A 15728-nucleotide genomic window follows, 5' to 3' on the forward strand; every position below is an offset into this window, starting at 1 on the left:
TATGCAAATATCAGACCGTATTAAAAATGTTACTCCCAGCCAGACGCTCGCAATTACAGCAAAGTCCAGGGACTTGAAAGCACAGGGTGTCGATGTCATTGGTCTGGGAGCCGGAGAACCGGATTTCAACACTCCTGATGAAATCATTGAAAAAGCATATGAATCGCTTAAAGCCGGAAAGACAAAATATACTGCTGCTGCAGGAATTCCCGAACTTAAAAATGCGATTATCAACAAAATGGACGGAGACCATGGGCTTAAGTACCAACCTTCGGAAATATTTGTAGGCAATGGAGCGAAACATGTTCTGTATAACCTGTTCCAGGCCACTCTGAATCCGGGGGATGAAGTGCTCATTCCGGTCCCTTACTGGGTCAGCTACACCGAGCAGGTCAAACTGGCAGAAGGCAAACCTGTCATCATGCCGACTGACGAAGAGACTTCCTTTAAAGTGACTCCGGAAATCATCGACCAGTATATTACAGATAAAACACGCATGCTGCTGCTCAACTCACCGAGCAATCCGAGCGGTATGGTCTATTCCCGCGCGGAACTGGAAGCATTGGCCGCGTATATCGAAGAGAAAAACCTCATCGTTGTAGCGGATGAAATCTATGAAACTCTCGTTTATGACAGTGAACATATTTCAATCGCCTCACTCAGCAATAAAATGAAAGAAAACACATTCGTCATCAACGGGGTCAGCAAGTCCCATGCGATGACAGGATGGAGGATCGGTTACTGCTGCGGCAACAGTGACGTAGTGAAGGCTATGACCGACCTCACAAGCCATTCGACATCCAATCCTGTGACACCGTCACAGTGGGCTGCTGTTGCCGCCTATGAAATGGACGATTCATTTACAAAATCCTATAACCGTACATTCCATGAACGCAGGGATGCAGCATATGATAAACTGATGGAAATTCCATATATTACCTGTATCAAACCTGAAGGTGCATTTTATCTGTTCCCGAACTTCAAAGAATGTGCAGAGCGCTGCGGATTCGAATCAGTGGATGATTTTGTGAATGCAGTACTTGAAGAGGTTTATGTTGCTGTTGTTCCAGGGTCAGGGTTTGGATCACCGGATAACATCAGGCTCAGCTATTCCCTGAGTATAGAAGACATGACAGAAGCATTGGAACGCATTAAACAATTTGTATTACAGAAGACAGAAGGAGCTTAATCTCAATTATGAAGATTTCAATCAATCAGGCACATCAATATGAAGGGCAGGAGGTTACAATCGGATGCTGGCTGCTCCAAAAGCGGGGCAGCGGGAAAATCCAGTTCCTTCAGCTCAGGGACGGTACAGGCTTTATGCAGGCTGTCGTAGTCAAAGCAGCGGACGAAGATCTGTTTGCTGTCGCAAAAGGATTGAACCAGGAGACATCAATGTATGTCTCAGGCACAATAAAATCCGATGACCGTTCTTCTTTCGGCTATGAAATGGAAGTCTCCGGCATCGAAATCATCCACGAGGCAGAGGGTTACCCGATCACTCCGAAGAATCATGGACCGGAGTTCCTGATGGACAACCGCCATTTATGGCTGAGATCACGCAAACAGCACGCAGTAATGAACATCAGAAACCAGATCATCAAAAGCACTTATAATTTCTTCTTTGAAAATGGCTATAAAAAAATCGATCCGCCAATTCTGACAAGCAGTTCTCCGGAAGGGACGACTGAACTCTTCCATACGAAATATTTCGAAGAAGATGCCTACCTGTCCCAAAGCGGCCAGCTGTATGCTGAAGCGGCAGCAATGGCACACGGCAAAGTTTTTTCATTCGGACCGACATTCCGTGCAGAGAAATCAAAAACGAGAAGGCATCTGATCGAGTTCTGGATGATTGAACCTGAAATGGCTTTCTACAATCATGAAGACAGCCTGGAGGTACAAGAACAGTATGTAGAGTATCTTGTACAAAATGTACTTGAACGCTGCCGTCTCGATCTGGAGGCCCTTGATCGTGACACATCCGTTCTGGAGAAGATCAAAGCACCTTTCCCGCGCATCACTTATACGGATGCAATTGAACTTCTGAAGGAAAAAGGCTTTGATGACATCGAGTGGGGTGAAGATTTCGGAGCGCCTCATGAAACAGAGATCGCAAACCATTTTGATCTTCCGGTATTTATCGTGAATTATCCCAAAGAAATCAAATCTTTCTATATGGAAGAGAATCCGGATGACCCTAGAACAGTCCTGTGTGCCGATCTGATTGCACCTGAAGGCTACGGAGAAGTCATTGGAGGAAGCGAACGTATCCATGATTATGATACCCTCAAACAAAAAATCGTTGACAGCGGGCTGGATCTGGAAGCCTATGAATGGTACCTCGACCTCCGTAAATACGGAAGTGTTCCACATTCCGGTTTCGGTCTGGGACTGGAAAGAACCGTTGCATGGCTAAGCGGTGTGCAGCACGTCAGGGAAACAGCACCATTCCCGCGTCTGCTGAACCGACTTTATCCATAATTAAAATATCGCCCGCCGGGCGATATTTTTCATAAGGAGACACTAATATGCTTGAAAGATATGTGAGCTATATCAATGTACCTGTAAATAAAATTTTAATAGATAAGTACGGCGCATTAGGGATTGACGAAAGAACACTTGCCGTCATCATCCGACTGATGGATATCCATGGCACCTCAGATGCTCTTCCGGACTTTAAGACACTTGCCGCTCACACGACGATGACTGAACACGGTATATCAAAAATCATGGAAAACATGATCCAAAACGATCTGATTGAAGTAAAAACCGTAAAGGAAGAAGGCAAGTTCATAGAACGGTTCAACCTCGATCCACTGTTTGAAAAACTTGTGAAAGCTGCTGATGAAGGCACCGTAACCGAGAAAGAAAAAGATCCTTCAAAAATCAGGGAACTGTTCGAATACGTGGAGCTCCTGTACGGCAGAGTGATCAGTCCCAATGAATTCCAACGGATAAACAGCTGGCTGGATGATTCCCGGCATTCACCTGAGATGATAAAAGAAGCGATAGATCTTGCTTATCAGAATCAGGTGACATCCCTTCAGTATGTTGAACGCATATTGAACAGTACTGAAAATAAGAAAGATGAACCGGCGGCACGTAAAAGGATGCCTGTCCGTTCATGGCTGGAAGGAGAAGACGTATTTGATTAGCGGGAAAAAAACAATGGAATTGATAGATCGAATCGACAGGATGTTTCCCGATGCAGAATGCGAACTCATACATGAGAATTCATTTGAACTGACCATTGCGGTCCTGCTGTCGGCTCAATGCACTGACAACCTGGTCAACAGGGTAACGCGGGATCTCTTTCAAAAATATAAAACCCCGGAGGATTTTTTATCAGTAGAGCTGTCAGAATTGGAAAATGATATCCGGTCGATTGGTTTATTTCGAAATAAGGCGAAGAACATACAGAAACTATGCAGGGATCTGATCGACCGGTATGATGGAGAAATCCCGGAAAACTATGATGATCTGGTCAGTCTCGCCGGGGTAGGGCGGAAAACTGCCAATGTTGTCTTGTCCGTGGCTTTCGATGTACCGAGAATTGCGGTGGATACGCATGTCGAACGCGTTTCAAAAAGACTGGGTATTGCCCGCTACAAGGATTCTGTGCTGGAAGTTGAAAGAACACTTATGAAAAAAATACCGGCTGAGAGATGGAGCAAGACCCACCATCAGCTCATTTTCTTTGGCCGGTATCATTGCACGGCCCGCGCACCGAAGTGCGAGGCCTGTCCATTACTCGAGGATTGCAGAGAAGGGCAGAAACGCATGAAAGCGAAAGCACGTGTATGACAATAGATGAGATGTATGCCACTCTTATTGAAAACTCCAGAAATCCGGATTCTGCAATTTATGATCAGTTCAGGGAAGCAATCGGAAAACATATCAGAGATACTCTGCGGCTGGAATCACCCCGGAACCCGGAGAAAATCCTCCCGCTCAATTATAAGGAACGGATGGATTACATCGATTCCAGGCCCTGCCAGTATCACAGTATCATCCAGCTTAAGAATATATGTGATGAGTTCGATAAACGGATGGCCTCATATCGTGCGAGACAATGAAAAACAGCTCCAATTCCTGGGAATTGGAGCTGTTTTTGTTTAAGCTGCACTGTCACCTGATTCTTCTGTCGATTCTTCTTCGGGTTCAGATTCTTCAGTAGCTTCTTCTTCTGTCGGTTGTTCTGTAGTCTCTTCCTCGGTTGGCTCTTCCGTTGTTTCCTCTTCGGTCGATTCTTCCTCAGTCGGCTCTTCTGTAGTCTCTTCCTCGGTTGACTCTTCCGTTGTTTCCTCTTCGGTCGATTCCTCCTCAGTAGACTCCTCTTCAGCCGTTTCTTCCTCAGTAGACTCCTCTTCAGCCGCTTCTTCCTCTTCACGCTGCTGTTTGGCTTCTCTTTCTGCACGTTCCTCAGCCTGCTGTCTCTCCTGCTGTCTGCGCTGTTCTTCAGCGCGTTCCCTCTCTTCCTGCTCATCCTGATAGGACTGGAGTTCTTCACTTCCTTCAACAGCAAGTTCACCGCCGGAGATGTCAATCACACTGTCCGGCTGTTGGAAATCCTGGCCGTTATAAGTTGAGATGGACTGCATGATATCCCGGAAGAACCATTGCGGGGTGATTTGTTCATCCTGGCCTACGAATGACGTCTCACCGCCTTCCTCAGTTGCAGTGAATCCTGTCCATACACTCATCGTATACTCAGGCGTGTAGCCGACCATCCAGGCATCCTTCGCTGCATTATCAGGAAGGTTGTATTCTTCCCTTAAATCTCTCGAATATGATGTTGTCCCTGTTTTACCGGCAATGTTCAATCCGTCCATCTGAATGTAGTCGGCACTGCCGTATGGCTCAAAGGTACCTTTCAGCATATCGGTTATCATATACGCTGTATAATCTTCCATAGCCTGATGGGATTCGCTTTCGAATTCAATCGTTTCCCCTTCATCCGTTTCTACATAGCGTATGGCCTGTGCTTCATTATAAGTTCCGCCGTTACCGAAGCTGGAGTATGCTTCAGCCATCTGGAGCGGGGTGAAGGTGGACTGGCTGCCGCCGAGCACATCGTTGAATGACAATGTGTAGTTGCCTTCGCCTTTTTCACTGTAATCCAGTCCGACATTTTCAGCAAATTCCCGCGGTGCATTTTCCCCGGCTTCTTCCTTGACTGTTTCAAAAGTTTTAACAGCAGGAATATTGAAGCTCTGTCTCAGAGCATCCCGCATGGTCACTTCACCATGATCCTGCATATCGTAGTTGTAGATCGTGTTTTCATACCCTTTCGGGCTGTATTCATATTCATCTTCAATCTTATGGTCAGTGCGCCATTTCATATTCTCGATCGCCGGTCCGTAGGCAAGGAACGGCTTCATTGTGGAACCGGCATTTTTGGCGACAAGCGCCTGGTTGTGGTTCACAACTTCCCTGTAATCCCGGCCGCCTGTTATTGCAACAAGATTGCCTGTTTCAGTATCCAGAATCGTGGATGCGATATTGAAATGTTCGCTTTTGAATTTCGGATTGTAATAATAGTCTTCGTTGTCCGCCATGCCCTGCAGCTGTACCTGGATGTCAGCGTCCATGTTGGTGTAGATGTCAAGTCCGCTGGCAAGTGCTTCTGACAGCTCCATACCTTCGAATTTATCGTTCGTCTGAAGTTCCTGTTTTATCACATTGATGTAGGAGGCATATTCCGGATCCTCCGGTTCGATATCCGCCCGTTCTTCCTCTGAACGTTCAACCAGGTTTGCCGTTATGTCCGTTTCCACCGCTTCATCATATTGTTCCTGACTGATCCTCTCATGATTCAGCATCTGGTAAAGCACGGTGTGGGCCCGTTTTGTACCCTGTTCCGCATCAACATACAGGTTGTACCTGTTCGGAAGCTGGGGCAGCCCTGCAAGATATGCGGACTCCGCCAGGTTCAGTTCCTCCAGCTCCTTATCGAAGTAATAGAGACTGGCCGTCCTCACGCCGTAAATGCCATCAGAGTAGTAGATTTTATTAAGATACATTTCAAGAATCTCGTCCTTCGAATACTCCTGTTCCAGACGGTAGGCGAGGTAGGCTTCCTGCGCTTTTCTTTCGATTGTCTTTTCAGACGTCAGGAACGCTCTTTTAACGACCTGCTGTGTAATCGTACTTGCGCCCTCGCTGCCGAAACCATCGGTCAGGTTGCTGAGCACTGCGCCCCCGAGGCGGATGAAGTCGATGGCACCATGCTCGTAGAACCGGTCATCCTCGATGGCGAGGACTGCATCTGTCATCTGCTCGGGGACATTTTCTATTTCCACAAGCTCTCTTTTCTGACCCTGGTACAGGGTGGTTACAAGATTATCATCTTTATCGTATACACGTGCAGGTATCGGGTCTTTCAGCTTCTCCTCGCTGAATGCCGGCGCCTGGGACGCATAATATGCGAACAGGAATGAACCCAGCACCAGCATCACAAGGCCGATCAGAACCGCCCACAGAAGGATGCGCTTGATGAGTGACGCCCTCGACATGGACTTCTTGTTCTTATTGGATGCCGGCTTTTTTCCGCCCGGCCTGCTTGACCTCTTATAGTTATTTTGATCCATTATCTATTCTCCATTCTCAAAATAAAATTCATCAACGGCTGCAAGATAGTCGATTCTCGGATTGATGCCTGTCTTCAAAGAGAGACTGTCCTCTTTTATATCAGTATAGCGGATCGACTTCCTTCCATCATTTAAAAACCTCTCCCAGTAGGGCAGGAATTTTTCAAACGGCAGAAGGTATGTTTCATCGTAGAGTGAAAATTTGATGATGATAAAAACGATGCCGCCGTGCATGTAGCACTGATGCATATGCTGAACCTGGTGCTCATGGATATTGATGAAAGGGAAACGGGTTTCATTTCTTGTTTCCTTTGCTTCGAAATCGATATATTTCCCTTTGTACAGCCCGTTGTAATCACTTGTGGACGGCACCTTAAAATAGGCTTCGCTGATTTTAGCTTTGTTTCTTGAAGGATAGTCAACATTGACGATTTGGACAGGGGTCGGTTTCTTATGTATCACCGCTCTGCCATGCTCCAAATAGAAACTGTTGGCAAAATCCAGATCCTTTTCAAGCGTCATGCCTCTCGATCCATAGCGTACTTCCTTATCTTTCCTGCGCCGGATGCCTGCTGCATTCTGCCCGCCGGGCTTAGCGCCTTTAGGATACTTCATTAACATCGCCTTCCATATTTCTGTATGATGATATTATAATATTATACAATATATACAAGGAAATAAACCATTCATAATTATAGGGAGTGTGGCATTTTTGTCAAGAATTCAGATTTATGGTGCACTTACGTCACTGCTCAGTGAGATGGACGCACGGTATAAGAAGGCAAAAGAAGGGTATGAATTCGATTTTGAAACAGAAATTTCACCATTTCTAAATACGAATAAAGAACTCGTCTATCATATAGAAGAAATAGAAACTGACGGACGTTTTGATCCGGTGACACGTCAGAAGGTTGTCGAAGAATTCCTGGAACTGCTGATGTCATGCCATGCCGGACGTTTCAGTAAGAAGCTCTACAAAGAAAAGTTTAAATTCATCAATATGTGGATACAGCATGCATACAGGGAAGGACACATAACATGAAGACACTGATAGGCGGATACCGGCCCTATGAACTCGGTATTTTCAAAAATAACGACCCAAAGGCGGAGGTGCTCACAGACTTCCTGAAGCATAAGATCCGCGAATATCTGGAAACAGGTACGGAATGGTTCATCATCCAGGGATATACGGGCATCGACCTGTATGCGGCACAATGCATCCTTGAGCTCAAAGACGAGTACGCGGCCGGCCTTGCAGTGCTTAAACCTTTTCATGATTTTGAAGAAAAATATAAGGATGAAGAGAAGATCCTTCTCAATAAAATTCTCGCAGAATGCGATTTCCATCAGTACATTTTTGAAAAACCGTACAGCAATCCCGGCATGTTCAGGCAGATAAACCGCTTTTTAATAGACCACACGGACCAGGCCATGATCATCTACGATGAGGAGACACCTTCAAAAACCCGATTCCTGTATAACGAAATACTTGAATTCCAATCAAATAATCCGTATAATATTGAAAGAATACAATTTGATGAAATCAATACTTTCATAGATTCCAGATATGACAGTTGAGAGGTGAGACGATGAGTGAACAAACGCTGAAATTGTCAGCAAAGGATATTTTTGAGAAAGAGTTCGAAAAATCCGTCCGGGGGTTCAAACCCATTGAAGTGGATAGTTTTCTTGATGACGTAATCAGTGATTACCAGAAGATGGCTGACATGAACAGCAATCTCAAGCGCCTGGAAGAAGAGAATGCACGGCTTAAAAAAGAAGTCGAGGATCTCAGAATCCGTGTCGCAACGAAATCAAGATCAGCTGACAACCAGACACAGAACCATCAGATAGACATCCTCAAGAGATTGAGCAGTCTGGAGAAGAAAGTGTTCGGCCAGTCAAAAGTAAACTGATCTTTCAACTTTCAAAGATCATATTCAATGACAGAACGGTATGTCTGATAATCGCTATGCATTTCAAGTGCATAGAGGAAAGTCCATGCTCACACGATCCTGAGATGGTCGTAGTGTTCGTGCCTGACGAAACAATAAGTCAGGGCAGCTCGTTTAAGACGGCTGACGGCTGTGAACCGGCCTAAGTGTGTATTCATATGGCCCCAGTAACTTTAAAAGTGCCACAGTGACGGAGCTTCAGCAGAAATGCATGAAGGTGGAACGCGGTAAACCCCTCGAGTGAGCAATCCAAATTAGGTAGGAGCACTTTCCAACGGAAATTCAACCGGCGGAGAGATACTGCAACGGCAGTATAGACAGATGATTATCCCCAATGTGCGAGTGTAGCTAGTGCACGCCTGCAGCACAGCGGTACAGAACATGGCTTATAGAGATACCGGACTAGAGACGCTCTCCATCACGTATGGAGAGCTTTTATTTTATAATTTTTAAATGAATGATATACATAAACCAAACAGGGAGGGTAATTTAATGGAATTTAAATTACTGGCGAATACACCAATGGGCCTGGAACGGGTAGTCGCAGACGAAATCGAATCACTCGGATATGAAACCACACTTGAAAATGGACGCGTTTTCTTCGAAGGGAATGAGGAGGCAATCATCAAAACCAACATGATGATGCGTACTGCCGACCGGATCCGCATCATCATAGGCGACTTTGAAGTGAAAACTTTCGATGAATTGTTCGAGAAGACAAAAGCACTGCCGTGGTCCGATATTTTAGGACCGAGTGCCGAGTTTCCTGTTACAGGACGGTCGCATAAGTCGACGCTGTACAGTGTCCCGGATGTACAGAGAATCGTTAAAAAAGCAGTGGTCGAGCACCTTAAGGCCGATTTCAACATCAAGGGCAAACTGCCTGAGACCGGCCCCCGCTATAAAATCGATGTCGCCATCCATAAGGACCGCGCACTGCTCACGATAGATACGAGCGGTCCCGCCCTCCACAAACGGGGCTACCGTACGGGTCAGGGGGAGGCACCGATCAAAGAGACGCTTGCAGCGGCCATGCTCAAGCTTGCAAACTATGACGGGACCAAGCCGCTGATCGATCCTTTTGCCGGTTCAGGGACAATAGTGATAGAAGCTGCAATGATCGCGCTCAATATCGCTCCGGGCTCCAACAGGACTTTTGACGCTGAAAAATGGGATATCCTCCCTGAAGATGAATGGCGCAGGATGCGCATAGCGCTCGAAGAAGCGGCGCTCTATGATAAAGAAGTGGAAATATATGCTTCGGATATAGATGAACGCATGATACAGATCGCGCGTGATAATGCCATGGAAGTCGGACTGGATGATAATATCCGGTTCGAAGTGAAGGATGTCCATGACCTGTACATCAGGGAGGACGCTGTACAGATGGTGACGAACCCGCCTTACGGTGAAAGGATCGGGGAGGCAAAAGCAGTGGAGGATATGTACCGCAAAGTCGGGAAACTGATGAAATCCAATGCTGCGCTCAGCGTCTACCTGATGACCTCCAACAAGGAATTCGAACATCTGGTCGGACAGAAGGCGACTAAGCGCAGAAAGCTCTTCAACGGATATATTGAAACGACATTCTTCCAATACTGGGGAAAGCGGGCTGAAGACTGAGTGAAGCATTCATCGACACTTGAGATTTTATACAAGCTGAAAAAGGAAATACTCAAATCGGATAACGCAGTACTCGTGTCACAGATTGATCACGCCATTATGAAGACATACAGGGATCAGCTGGTGTTTTCATTCATCGGGCATTATTCCGCAGGGAAATCAAGCCTGATCAACCATCTGCTTGACCAGGATATCCTCCCTTCATCCCCGGTGCCGACAACAAGCAACACGGTTTCCGTCCAGATCGGGGAATCCGAAGAGATCAAGGCATTCATCGACCAGTACAAATATCTTCCGCTCGAGAGCTATGAGGCGCTCCGGGAACTGAACACGAAGGATCTGGATATAACATCTATTGAAATGGATGTCAGACATCCTGTATTCAAAGACCGGACGGTCTTCCAGGACACCCCCGGCGTCGACTCCGGTACCCGGGGCCACGAAGAAAGCGCAAGCCGCTTCCTCCTGAACAGTGATTACATATTCTTCACTGTGGAATACAACCACGTCGAGAGTGAACACAATCTGAAGCTTCTCAAGGAGATATCAAGTCTCGGGATTCCTTTCGCCCTTGTCATCAACCAGGTCGATAAACATGATGATAACGAACTGGCCATGGAAACTTTCCTGTCACGGATCCGGTCGACGCTCGCCCAATGGAAAATCGAGCCGCTGGACGTCTTCACTACGACGATCTATGACTCCCCCTACAATGAAATCACTGAAATGACCCGGCTGATTTCTGAAATAGAGGAGGGCCGTGAGTCATACAAGAAGAAGTACCACGACCGCATCATCTTAAATATCGAAGACAGGCAGCTGCAGTATATTCATGATCAGCTTGCCGGGGTTTATTCAAAACAGCCCGATGCAGAAGATAAAGACCCGGACGAAGTCGCACGGCATATCTCCTATCTTGAAACCGAGATCAAAAATGACCGGCTGGCCAGCCTTCATGAGGACGGAGATGCGTTGAAGGCGTATGTCAAAGAGCGTTCGAGGGAGATTGCGAAAAACAGCTATCTGTATCCCCATTCAGTCAAAAGCGCCATCACCGATTTCCTGAAGGTGATTTCAGGGGACATACAGGCCGGCGGCCTGTTCGGCAGAAAAAAGAAGCAGCAGGCGCTGTACACCGGCTCTTTGAATAAAATAGGTGACAATATCGAACCGGTCATCCGCACAGAGATCGATGCTCCCGTCAACAGCCTGTTCGGTGAACTCGGACTGACCGGCAGCCCGTTCAGATATATATGGGATGATACCCTCTTGCACGAAGAGGAGATCACCACGCTGAGCAGCACGTATATACTGAATTACCTGGATAAGCTGAAACGCGCCATGGAAAAAGATATTTCAGACCAGGCCCTCAGGCACCTCGCCACGCTTGACGCGGAAAATGTCCAGAATACGCAGTCGGAAGGCACATCTGCTGACGCGCTCGAAGATTATAAGAGGGTTGAATCTCTGCTCAGACTGAAAGAATCGGTGGAAACGACCAACTACAGGCATTTTTATATCCACATGGATGACGAGCTCGATAAACTGGATCTTGCCGAACCGGTGCAATATGACTTTGAAGAGACTGCCGGAGAAGAAGCCGCCGAAGCGGGTGACTATCATGCAGAGGAAGAAGCGGTGATTGACACCGCCCCGTTCCGGAGAGTCAGCACACTGCTCGAAGACTATCCGAGACATGAGCGGTTCAGCCGGGTGTTCAAAGATAAACTCGCGCGCATTGACGAAGGCCTTGTGAACATCAGCGTGTTCGGGGGCTTCAGCGCCGGGAAGACGACATTCATCAATGCCCTGATGGGCTCGGCGAGACTCAAGACAAGTCCGAATCCAACAACCGCTGCCATCACGGAAATCAACAATGCAGAAGAAAGTTATGCAGTATATAAACGGGAAGCCGATCTGACGGATACACTGCAGGTGATTACGAACCGGGAAGGTGAGTCGGTACAGGACTACATGCCATGGCTGAAACGTCACCGCAACAGCGTGACCGAAGCATATATGCCGTTTGTCAACGGTGTGTACCACAACTATGATGCGTATAGATCTCATCTGGGAGAAAAAATACCGATTTCGTCCGATGACCTGATATTCAAGATCAGTTCCGACCATGATGCCATCTTCATCCATAAAGCGCTGCTGTCCATCAGGAACGACCTTACCGAAAGGTTCACGATCGTTGATTCCCCTGGAATAAACTCCATCAACCAGCGGCATACGAAAGAGACGCATAACATCATCGCAAACAGCGATCTGATCATCTATGTCTCCTACTATAACCATGTATTCAGCCGTTCGGATGAAAGTTTCCTCAAGTACATCCAGTCGATTAAGGGCAGGAACTTCCCTATCATATTCATCATCAATGCGGTGGACCTGATGCGCTCGGAGAGTGACAAGGAAAAAGTGATCGGCTACATGGCAAAGTCCCTCAGACGCCTTGAGATCAAAAATGTGATTTTCCCGCTGTCCAGTAAACGGGCACTCGAAACCGGAGACGCAGGATTCAATGCGGCAAAGGCCGGCATCATAGAACTTGCAGAGAAGAATGCTGCGAAAATGCAGCTGACCTCGCTTGAAGAGACGAAGGCGCAGCTTGAAGCGGCACTTGAAAGCAACATCAGAAGATATGACAACCAGCAGGAAGAACTCGCAAGCATCGAGAAAACGCGGAGAGATCTGCTGGAGGACCTGGAGTCTCATACTGCAATGGATATCGTGCCTTTGCTGGACCAGGAAATTGATATCATCCTTTCCCATATTGACAGGCAGCTTGAACTTAAACTGTATGACCACCTTAAAGGGCTGGTGACCGTGTCCGACATGGGGGACAGGAAGTACATGTCGAAAAATGAAGCTTTCCTGAAAAACGACATCAACCAGTTTTTAAGTATAGAAGCGGCCACGAGCTTCAATGCCATATACAGAAAAGCAGATGCTGAGTACGATCAGCTGGTCAGGCAGTTCAATGAACGGCTGAAGGAAGCCAATACGGCGGAGACTCTGGATACGCCTGCTGTAGAGGAAGAGCAGCTGGAAATCTCCATTGATTCCGGCGTTCTGAGTGAACATCAAAAACCATTGAACCAGGCGCGGAACAGCACGAAGGCATTCAGGGATCAGCTGCTCAGCCTCTCAACGGCATTGACGCACTCCATAGACCACACGTCGCTGAGGGAAGATATGGAACAGATGACCCGTAAATATATGACACTGAAAGATGAGGCATCCGGTGAGAGAAAACAAAAACTGCTGGTCTCACTTACAGAACCGCTGCCTGAGATCAGTGAGACGGATTATAAAGAAGATAGATCGCTTCTTGACGCGATGAAGGATACAGAAGAGGTGAGAATGTAATGATCATTAATGCACACTCATTAAATAAGCTGAGCGGTTCCACATTCACGCTTGCAGACTGCAGAAATGTCATGGATGACTTTGAAGCATCCCGTGAACTTGTCAGAAATGCTCCTGTAGAGGTCGCTGTCCATATCAGTCAGCGACCGTGGATGTTCAATGAAGACGGCATCAATGGCGGAAGGCATCCACTGCCGAAAGCCGGGGTGGTAGATACTTTATACCGGACTTTGAAAAATGTTGATAACGAAGTGATCCTGTTTGCCGACGGGAACAGTTTTTTCCATACACGGCTGTATTACCTGTTCACACTCTACGGACACAAATCCTACTTATGGAATGACACGGTTGAAAAACTCGAGCAGGCAATGGCAGACGTGCCGAGCGAAAGCAAATCTGCTGAGGACATCAGCATCCAGGCGGATATGAGGGAACCTTCGACAGATATATACCGTTCAATGGAAGACGTAAAGGAAGCCCACGACAGCCCCGGCGTCCTCCTGATCGATGTGAGGGCAAGAAACAGGTACCTCGGTCTCGAAGAGCCCATCGATTCAAAGAAGGGACATATTCCCGGAGCGGTCAATATACCGACACCAGCAATCTATAAAGACGGCCTGATCGATTTCGGAGCCCTCGGCTACCTGAAGAGCGTCCTGGACAAATACGACGAACTCATCGTCTACTGCGGTTCAGGTATGAGTGCGACCCCGATGTTTGTATTGCTGAGGGAAATGGGACTGCCTGTGAAACTCTACGGCGGCAGCTTCTCAGAATGGATCACAGACGACAGCAATGAAGTCGAGACGGGTGACACACCATTGAATGAAAGGATGGGCAGAACACATGGGTAATAATAAAACACTGGTCATTGATGGAATGGCACTTCTATTCCGCCACTTCTTTGCGACCAGCTTTCGTAACCAGTTCATGTATAACGCATCAGGTGTCCCGACTAACGGGGTGCAGGGGATGGTCCGTCATACACTGAAACTTGTTGAAATGCTGAAGCCCGAAAGAATGGTCATCACATGGGATATGGGTTCTGAAACCATCCGGAATGAATGGTTCCGGGATTATAAGAAGAACCGTCAGGCGCCGCCGGAAGAATTGATTCCGCAATTCGATTATGTAAAAGAAGTCATTGACGACATCGGGTTTTGCCAGACAGGCATCAAAGGCTATGAAGCCGATGATTTAATCGGAACTCTGTCACAGAAGTATGATGATCTCGTCATTGTCAGCGGTGACCGTGATCTGCTGCAGCTGCTTGACGGCACTAACGATATATGGCTGACGAAGAAAGGCTTTACAGAATACAACGTCTACACACAGTCTGTATTCGAAGAACAATATGGCATCCATCCGTCACAATTTGTAGATGTAAAGGCATTGATGGGCGACCCGGGAGACGGATACTACGGAGTAAAAGGCGTCGGTGAAAAAACTGCATTCAAGCTGATCCGTGAACACGGCAATATAGAGCAGCTGCTCCTGAACCTCGATAAACTGACACCTTCTGTACGGTCCAAGATAGAAGCGGACAGGGTCTCCCTTGAGATGTCTCTGCGCCTGGCTAAAATCATTACGGATGTACCGGTTGACATCAATTTTGTTGAAACGAAGTCGCCGCTTTCTATCAATCCGGTCGATATCAAATCTGTACTGGATGGTCATAACCTTTCCATCAGCAGCAGATATGTGGACAGTCTCGATCTATGACGCTGGTCTATATTGATGCTGCAGCATCGCCGGATCCGAAAATGGCGGCCGGGGCAGTGGTGTTCAAAGAAGACGGCAAGTCCTTTGAATATACTGTTTTCCTGGATGAAATGGACAACCATGAAGCGGAATGGGCGGTGCTTCTGTTTGCTGTCGGGAAAGCATTGGAACATGAGTTCACTTCCCTGATCATCCATACCGATTCCAAAGTGATTTCCGACAGTTTTGAAAAAGCCTTTGTCAGAAATCCTGTATTTAAACGGTATTATGATGAAATAGCAGAGCAGCTCAGCCTTTTCCAATTGTTTCTGGTGAGCTGGACGCCGCGCAAGAAAAACAAACGCGCAGATGAACTTGCAAAAGAAACACTGTATAAACACAGAAAAGGGTGACCCGAAGCGGATCATCCTTTTTTTATCGCTGCTGATTATGTATAATTGGTTAAGGAGGTTGAAAT

Annotated in this window: 15 protein-coding genes and 1 other RNA gene; 14 read left to right on the forward strand and 2 right to left on the reverse strand. The window is 47.0% G+C overall.

Going from position 1 to position 15728, the window contains the following annotated elements; all coding sequences use genetic code 11:
• Window position 1: 1 nt before the first annotated feature.
• Genes BM271_RS03725 through BM271_RS03745 form a run of 5 tightly spaced genes read left to right on the forward strand, consistent with a single transcriptional unit; the run spans window position 2 to window position 4082 of the window.
• Complete coding sequence (locus tag BM271_RS03725; RefSeq protein WP_046790279.1) at window positions 2-1189, forward strand: pyridoxal phosphate-dependent aminotransferase; 1188 nt, start codon at window positions 2-4, stop codon at window positions 1187-1189.
• 8 nt (window positions 1190-1197) lie between these two features.
• A complete protein-coding gene (asnS, locus tag BM271_RS03730; RefSeq protein WP_046790280.1) occupies window positions 1198-2487 on the forward strand; it encodes an asparagine--tRNA ligase in 1290 nt (429 codons plus the stop codon).
• 47 nt (window positions 2488-2534) lie between these two features.
• A complete protein-coding gene (locus tag BM271_RS03735) occupies window positions 2535-3161 on the forward strand; it encodes a DnaD domain-containing protein (RefSeq protein ID WP_046790281.1) in 627 nt (208 codons plus the stop codon).
• On the forward strand, window positions 3154-3810 hold the full coding sequence (gene nth, locus BM271_RS03740) for an endonuclease III (RefSeq protein WP_046790282.1): 657 nt from the start codon (window positions 3154-3156) through the stop codon (window positions 3808-3810). Before BM271_RS03735 ends, nth begins: the two co-directional genes overlap by 8 nt.
• Entirely contained in the window at window positions 3807-4082 is a 276-nt protein-coding gene (locus BM271_RS03745) for a YpoC family protein (RefSeq protein ID WP_046790283.1), read from the forward strand. Before nth ends, BM271_RS03745 begins: the two co-directional genes overlap by 4 nt.
• 39 nt (window positions 4083-4121) lie before the next feature.
• On the opposite strand, the gene BM271_RS03750 is transcribed toward BM271_RS03745, so the two are convergent.
• Both BM271_RS03750 and recU read right to left on the reverse strand, forming a co-directional pair.
• On the reverse strand, window positions 4122-6596 hold the full coding sequence (locus BM271_RS03750) for a transglycosylase domain-containing protein (RefSeq protein ID WP_046790284.1): 2475 nt from the start codon (window positions 6594-6596) through the stop codon (window positions 4122-4124).
• A gap of 3 nt (window positions 6597-6599) precedes the next feature.
• Window positions 6600-7217 carry a Holliday junction resolvase RecU gene (recU, locus tag BM271_RS03755; RefSeq protein WP_074924533.1) on the reverse strand — a complete coding sequence of 206 codons (618 nt, stop codon included), beginning with the start codon at window positions 7215-7217 and terminating at the stop codon, window positions 6600-6602.
• Between the two features lie 82 nt (window positions 7218-7299).
• Between recU and BM271_RS03760 the strand changes: the two genes are divergently transcribed.
• The 9 genes from BM271_RS03760 (at window position 7300) to BM271_RS03800 (ending at window position 15663) form a co-directional block, all read left to right on the forward strand.
• The gene (locus BM271_RS03760) at window positions 7300-7638 is read left to right on the forward strand and encodes a hypothetical protein (RefSeq protein ID WP_234960404.1); all 339 of its coding nucleotides are present in this window, start codon (window positions 7300-7302) and stop codon (window positions 7636-7638) included.
• Window positions 7635-8174, forward strand: coding sequence for an SLOG family protein (locus BM271_RS03765; RefSeq protein WP_046790287.1), 540 nt, complete (start codon window positions 7635-7637; stop codon window positions 8172-8174). The genes BM271_RS03760 and BM271_RS03765 overlap by 4 nt, the downstream gene beginning before the upstream one ends.
• 11 nt (window positions 8175-8185) lie before the next feature.
• On the forward strand, window positions 8186-8512 hold the full coding sequence (gpsB, locus tag BM271_RS03770) for a cell division regulator GpsB (RefSeq protein WP_046790288.1): 327 nt from the start codon (window positions 8186-8188) through the stop codon (window positions 8510-8512).
• Window positions 8513-8551: 39 nt separating this feature from the next.
• Window positions 8552-8945, forward strand: an RNA gene (gene rnpB, locus BM271_RS03775) — RNase P RNA component class B.
• Window positions 8946-9043: 98 nt separating this feature from the next.
• The gene (locus BM271_RS03780; RefSeq protein ID WP_046790289.1) at window positions 9044-10174 is read left to right on the forward strand and encodes a THUMP domain-containing class I SAM-dependent RNA methyltransferase; all 1131 of its coding nucleotides are present in this window, start codon (window positions 9044-9046) and stop codon (window positions 10172-10174) included.
• Window positions 10175-13549, forward strand: a complete 3375-nt coding sequence (locus BM271_RS03785; protein ID WP_046790290.1) for a dynamin family protein — start codon at window positions 10175-10177, stop codon at window positions 13547-13549. It begins immediately after the preceding gene.
• Window positions 13549-14403, forward strand: a complete 855-nt coding sequence (locus BM271_RS03790; protein WP_046790291.1) for a sulfurtransferase — start codon at window positions 13549-13551, stop codon at window positions 14401-14403. The genes BM271_RS03785 and BM271_RS03790 overlap by 1 nt, the downstream gene beginning before the upstream one ends.
• A complete protein-coding gene (locus tag BM271_RS03795; RefSeq protein ID WP_082103666.1) occupies window positions 14375-15271 on the forward strand; it encodes a 5'-3' exonuclease in 897 nt (298 codons plus the stop codon). Before BM271_RS03790 ends, BM271_RS03795 begins: the two co-directional genes overlap by 29 nt.
• Window positions 15268-15663 carry a ribonuclease HI family protein gene (locus BM271_RS03800; protein ID WP_046790293.1) on the forward strand — a complete coding sequence of 132 codons (396 nt, stop codon included), beginning with the start codon at window positions 15268-15270 and terminating at the stop codon, window positions 15661-15663. Before BM271_RS03795 ends, BM271_RS03800 begins: the two co-directional genes overlap by 4 nt.
• Window positions 15664-15728: the final 65 nt, after the last annotated feature.

Source organism: Salinicoccus halodurans (genome assembly GCF_900114445.1).
GTDB classification, from domain to species: domain Bacteria; phylum Bacillota; class Bacilli; order Staphylococcales; family Salinicoccaceae; genus Salinicoccus; species Salinicoccus halodurans.

What these genes read in the sequence shown, in the direction of transcription:
- recU (WP_074924533.1), bottom strand. Translation starts at nt 7,217, where the DNA reads ATGTTAATGAAGTATCCTAAAGGCGCTAAGCCCGGCGGGCAGAATGCA.
- asnS (WP_046790280.1), top strand. Translation starts at nt 1,198, where the DNA reads ATGAAGATTTCAATCAATCAGGCACATCAATATGAAGGGCAGGAGGTT.
- BM271_RS03765 (WP_046790287.1), top strand. Translation starts at nt 7,635, where the DNA reads ATGAAGACACTGATAGGCGGATACCGGCCCTATGAACTCGGTATTTTC.
- BM271_RS03800 (WP_046790293.1), top strand. Translation starts at nt 15,268, where the DNA reads ATGACGCTGGTCTATATTGATGCTGCAGCATCGCCGGATCCGAAAATG.
- BM271_RS03780 (WP_046790289.1), top strand. Translation starts at nt 9,044, where the DNA reads ATGGAATTTAAATTACTGGCGAATACACCAATGGGCCTGGAACGGGTA.
- BM271_RS03790 (WP_046790291.1), top strand. Translation starts at nt 13,549, where the DNA reads ATGATCATTAATGCACACTCATTAAATAAGCTGAGCGGTTCCACATTC.
- BM271_RS03725 (WP_046790279.1), top strand. Translation starts at nt 2, where the DNA reads ATGCAAATATCAGACCGTATTAAAAATGTTACTCCCAGCCAGACGCTC.
- BM271_RS03735 (WP_046790281.1), top strand. Translation starts at nt 2,535, where the DNA reads ATGCTTGAAAGATATGTGAGCTATATCAATGTACCTGTAAATAAAATT.
- BM271_RS03795 (WP_082103666.1), top strand. Translation starts at nt 14,375, where the DNA reads ATGAAAGGATGGGCAGAACACATGGGTAATAATAAAACACTGGTCATT.
- gpsB (WP_046790288.1), top strand. Translation starts at nt 8,186, where the DNA reads ATGAGTGAACAAACGCTGAAATTGTCAGCAAAGGATATTTTTGAGAAA.
- BM271_RS03745 (WP_046790283.1), top strand. Translation starts at nt 3,807, where the DNA reads ATGACAATAGATGAGATGTATGCCACTCTTATTGAAAACTCCAGAAAT.
- BM271_RS03750 (WP_046790284.1), bottom strand. Translation starts at nt 6,596, where the DNA reads ATGGATCAAAATAACTATAAGAGGTCAAGCAGGCCGGGCGGAAAAAAG.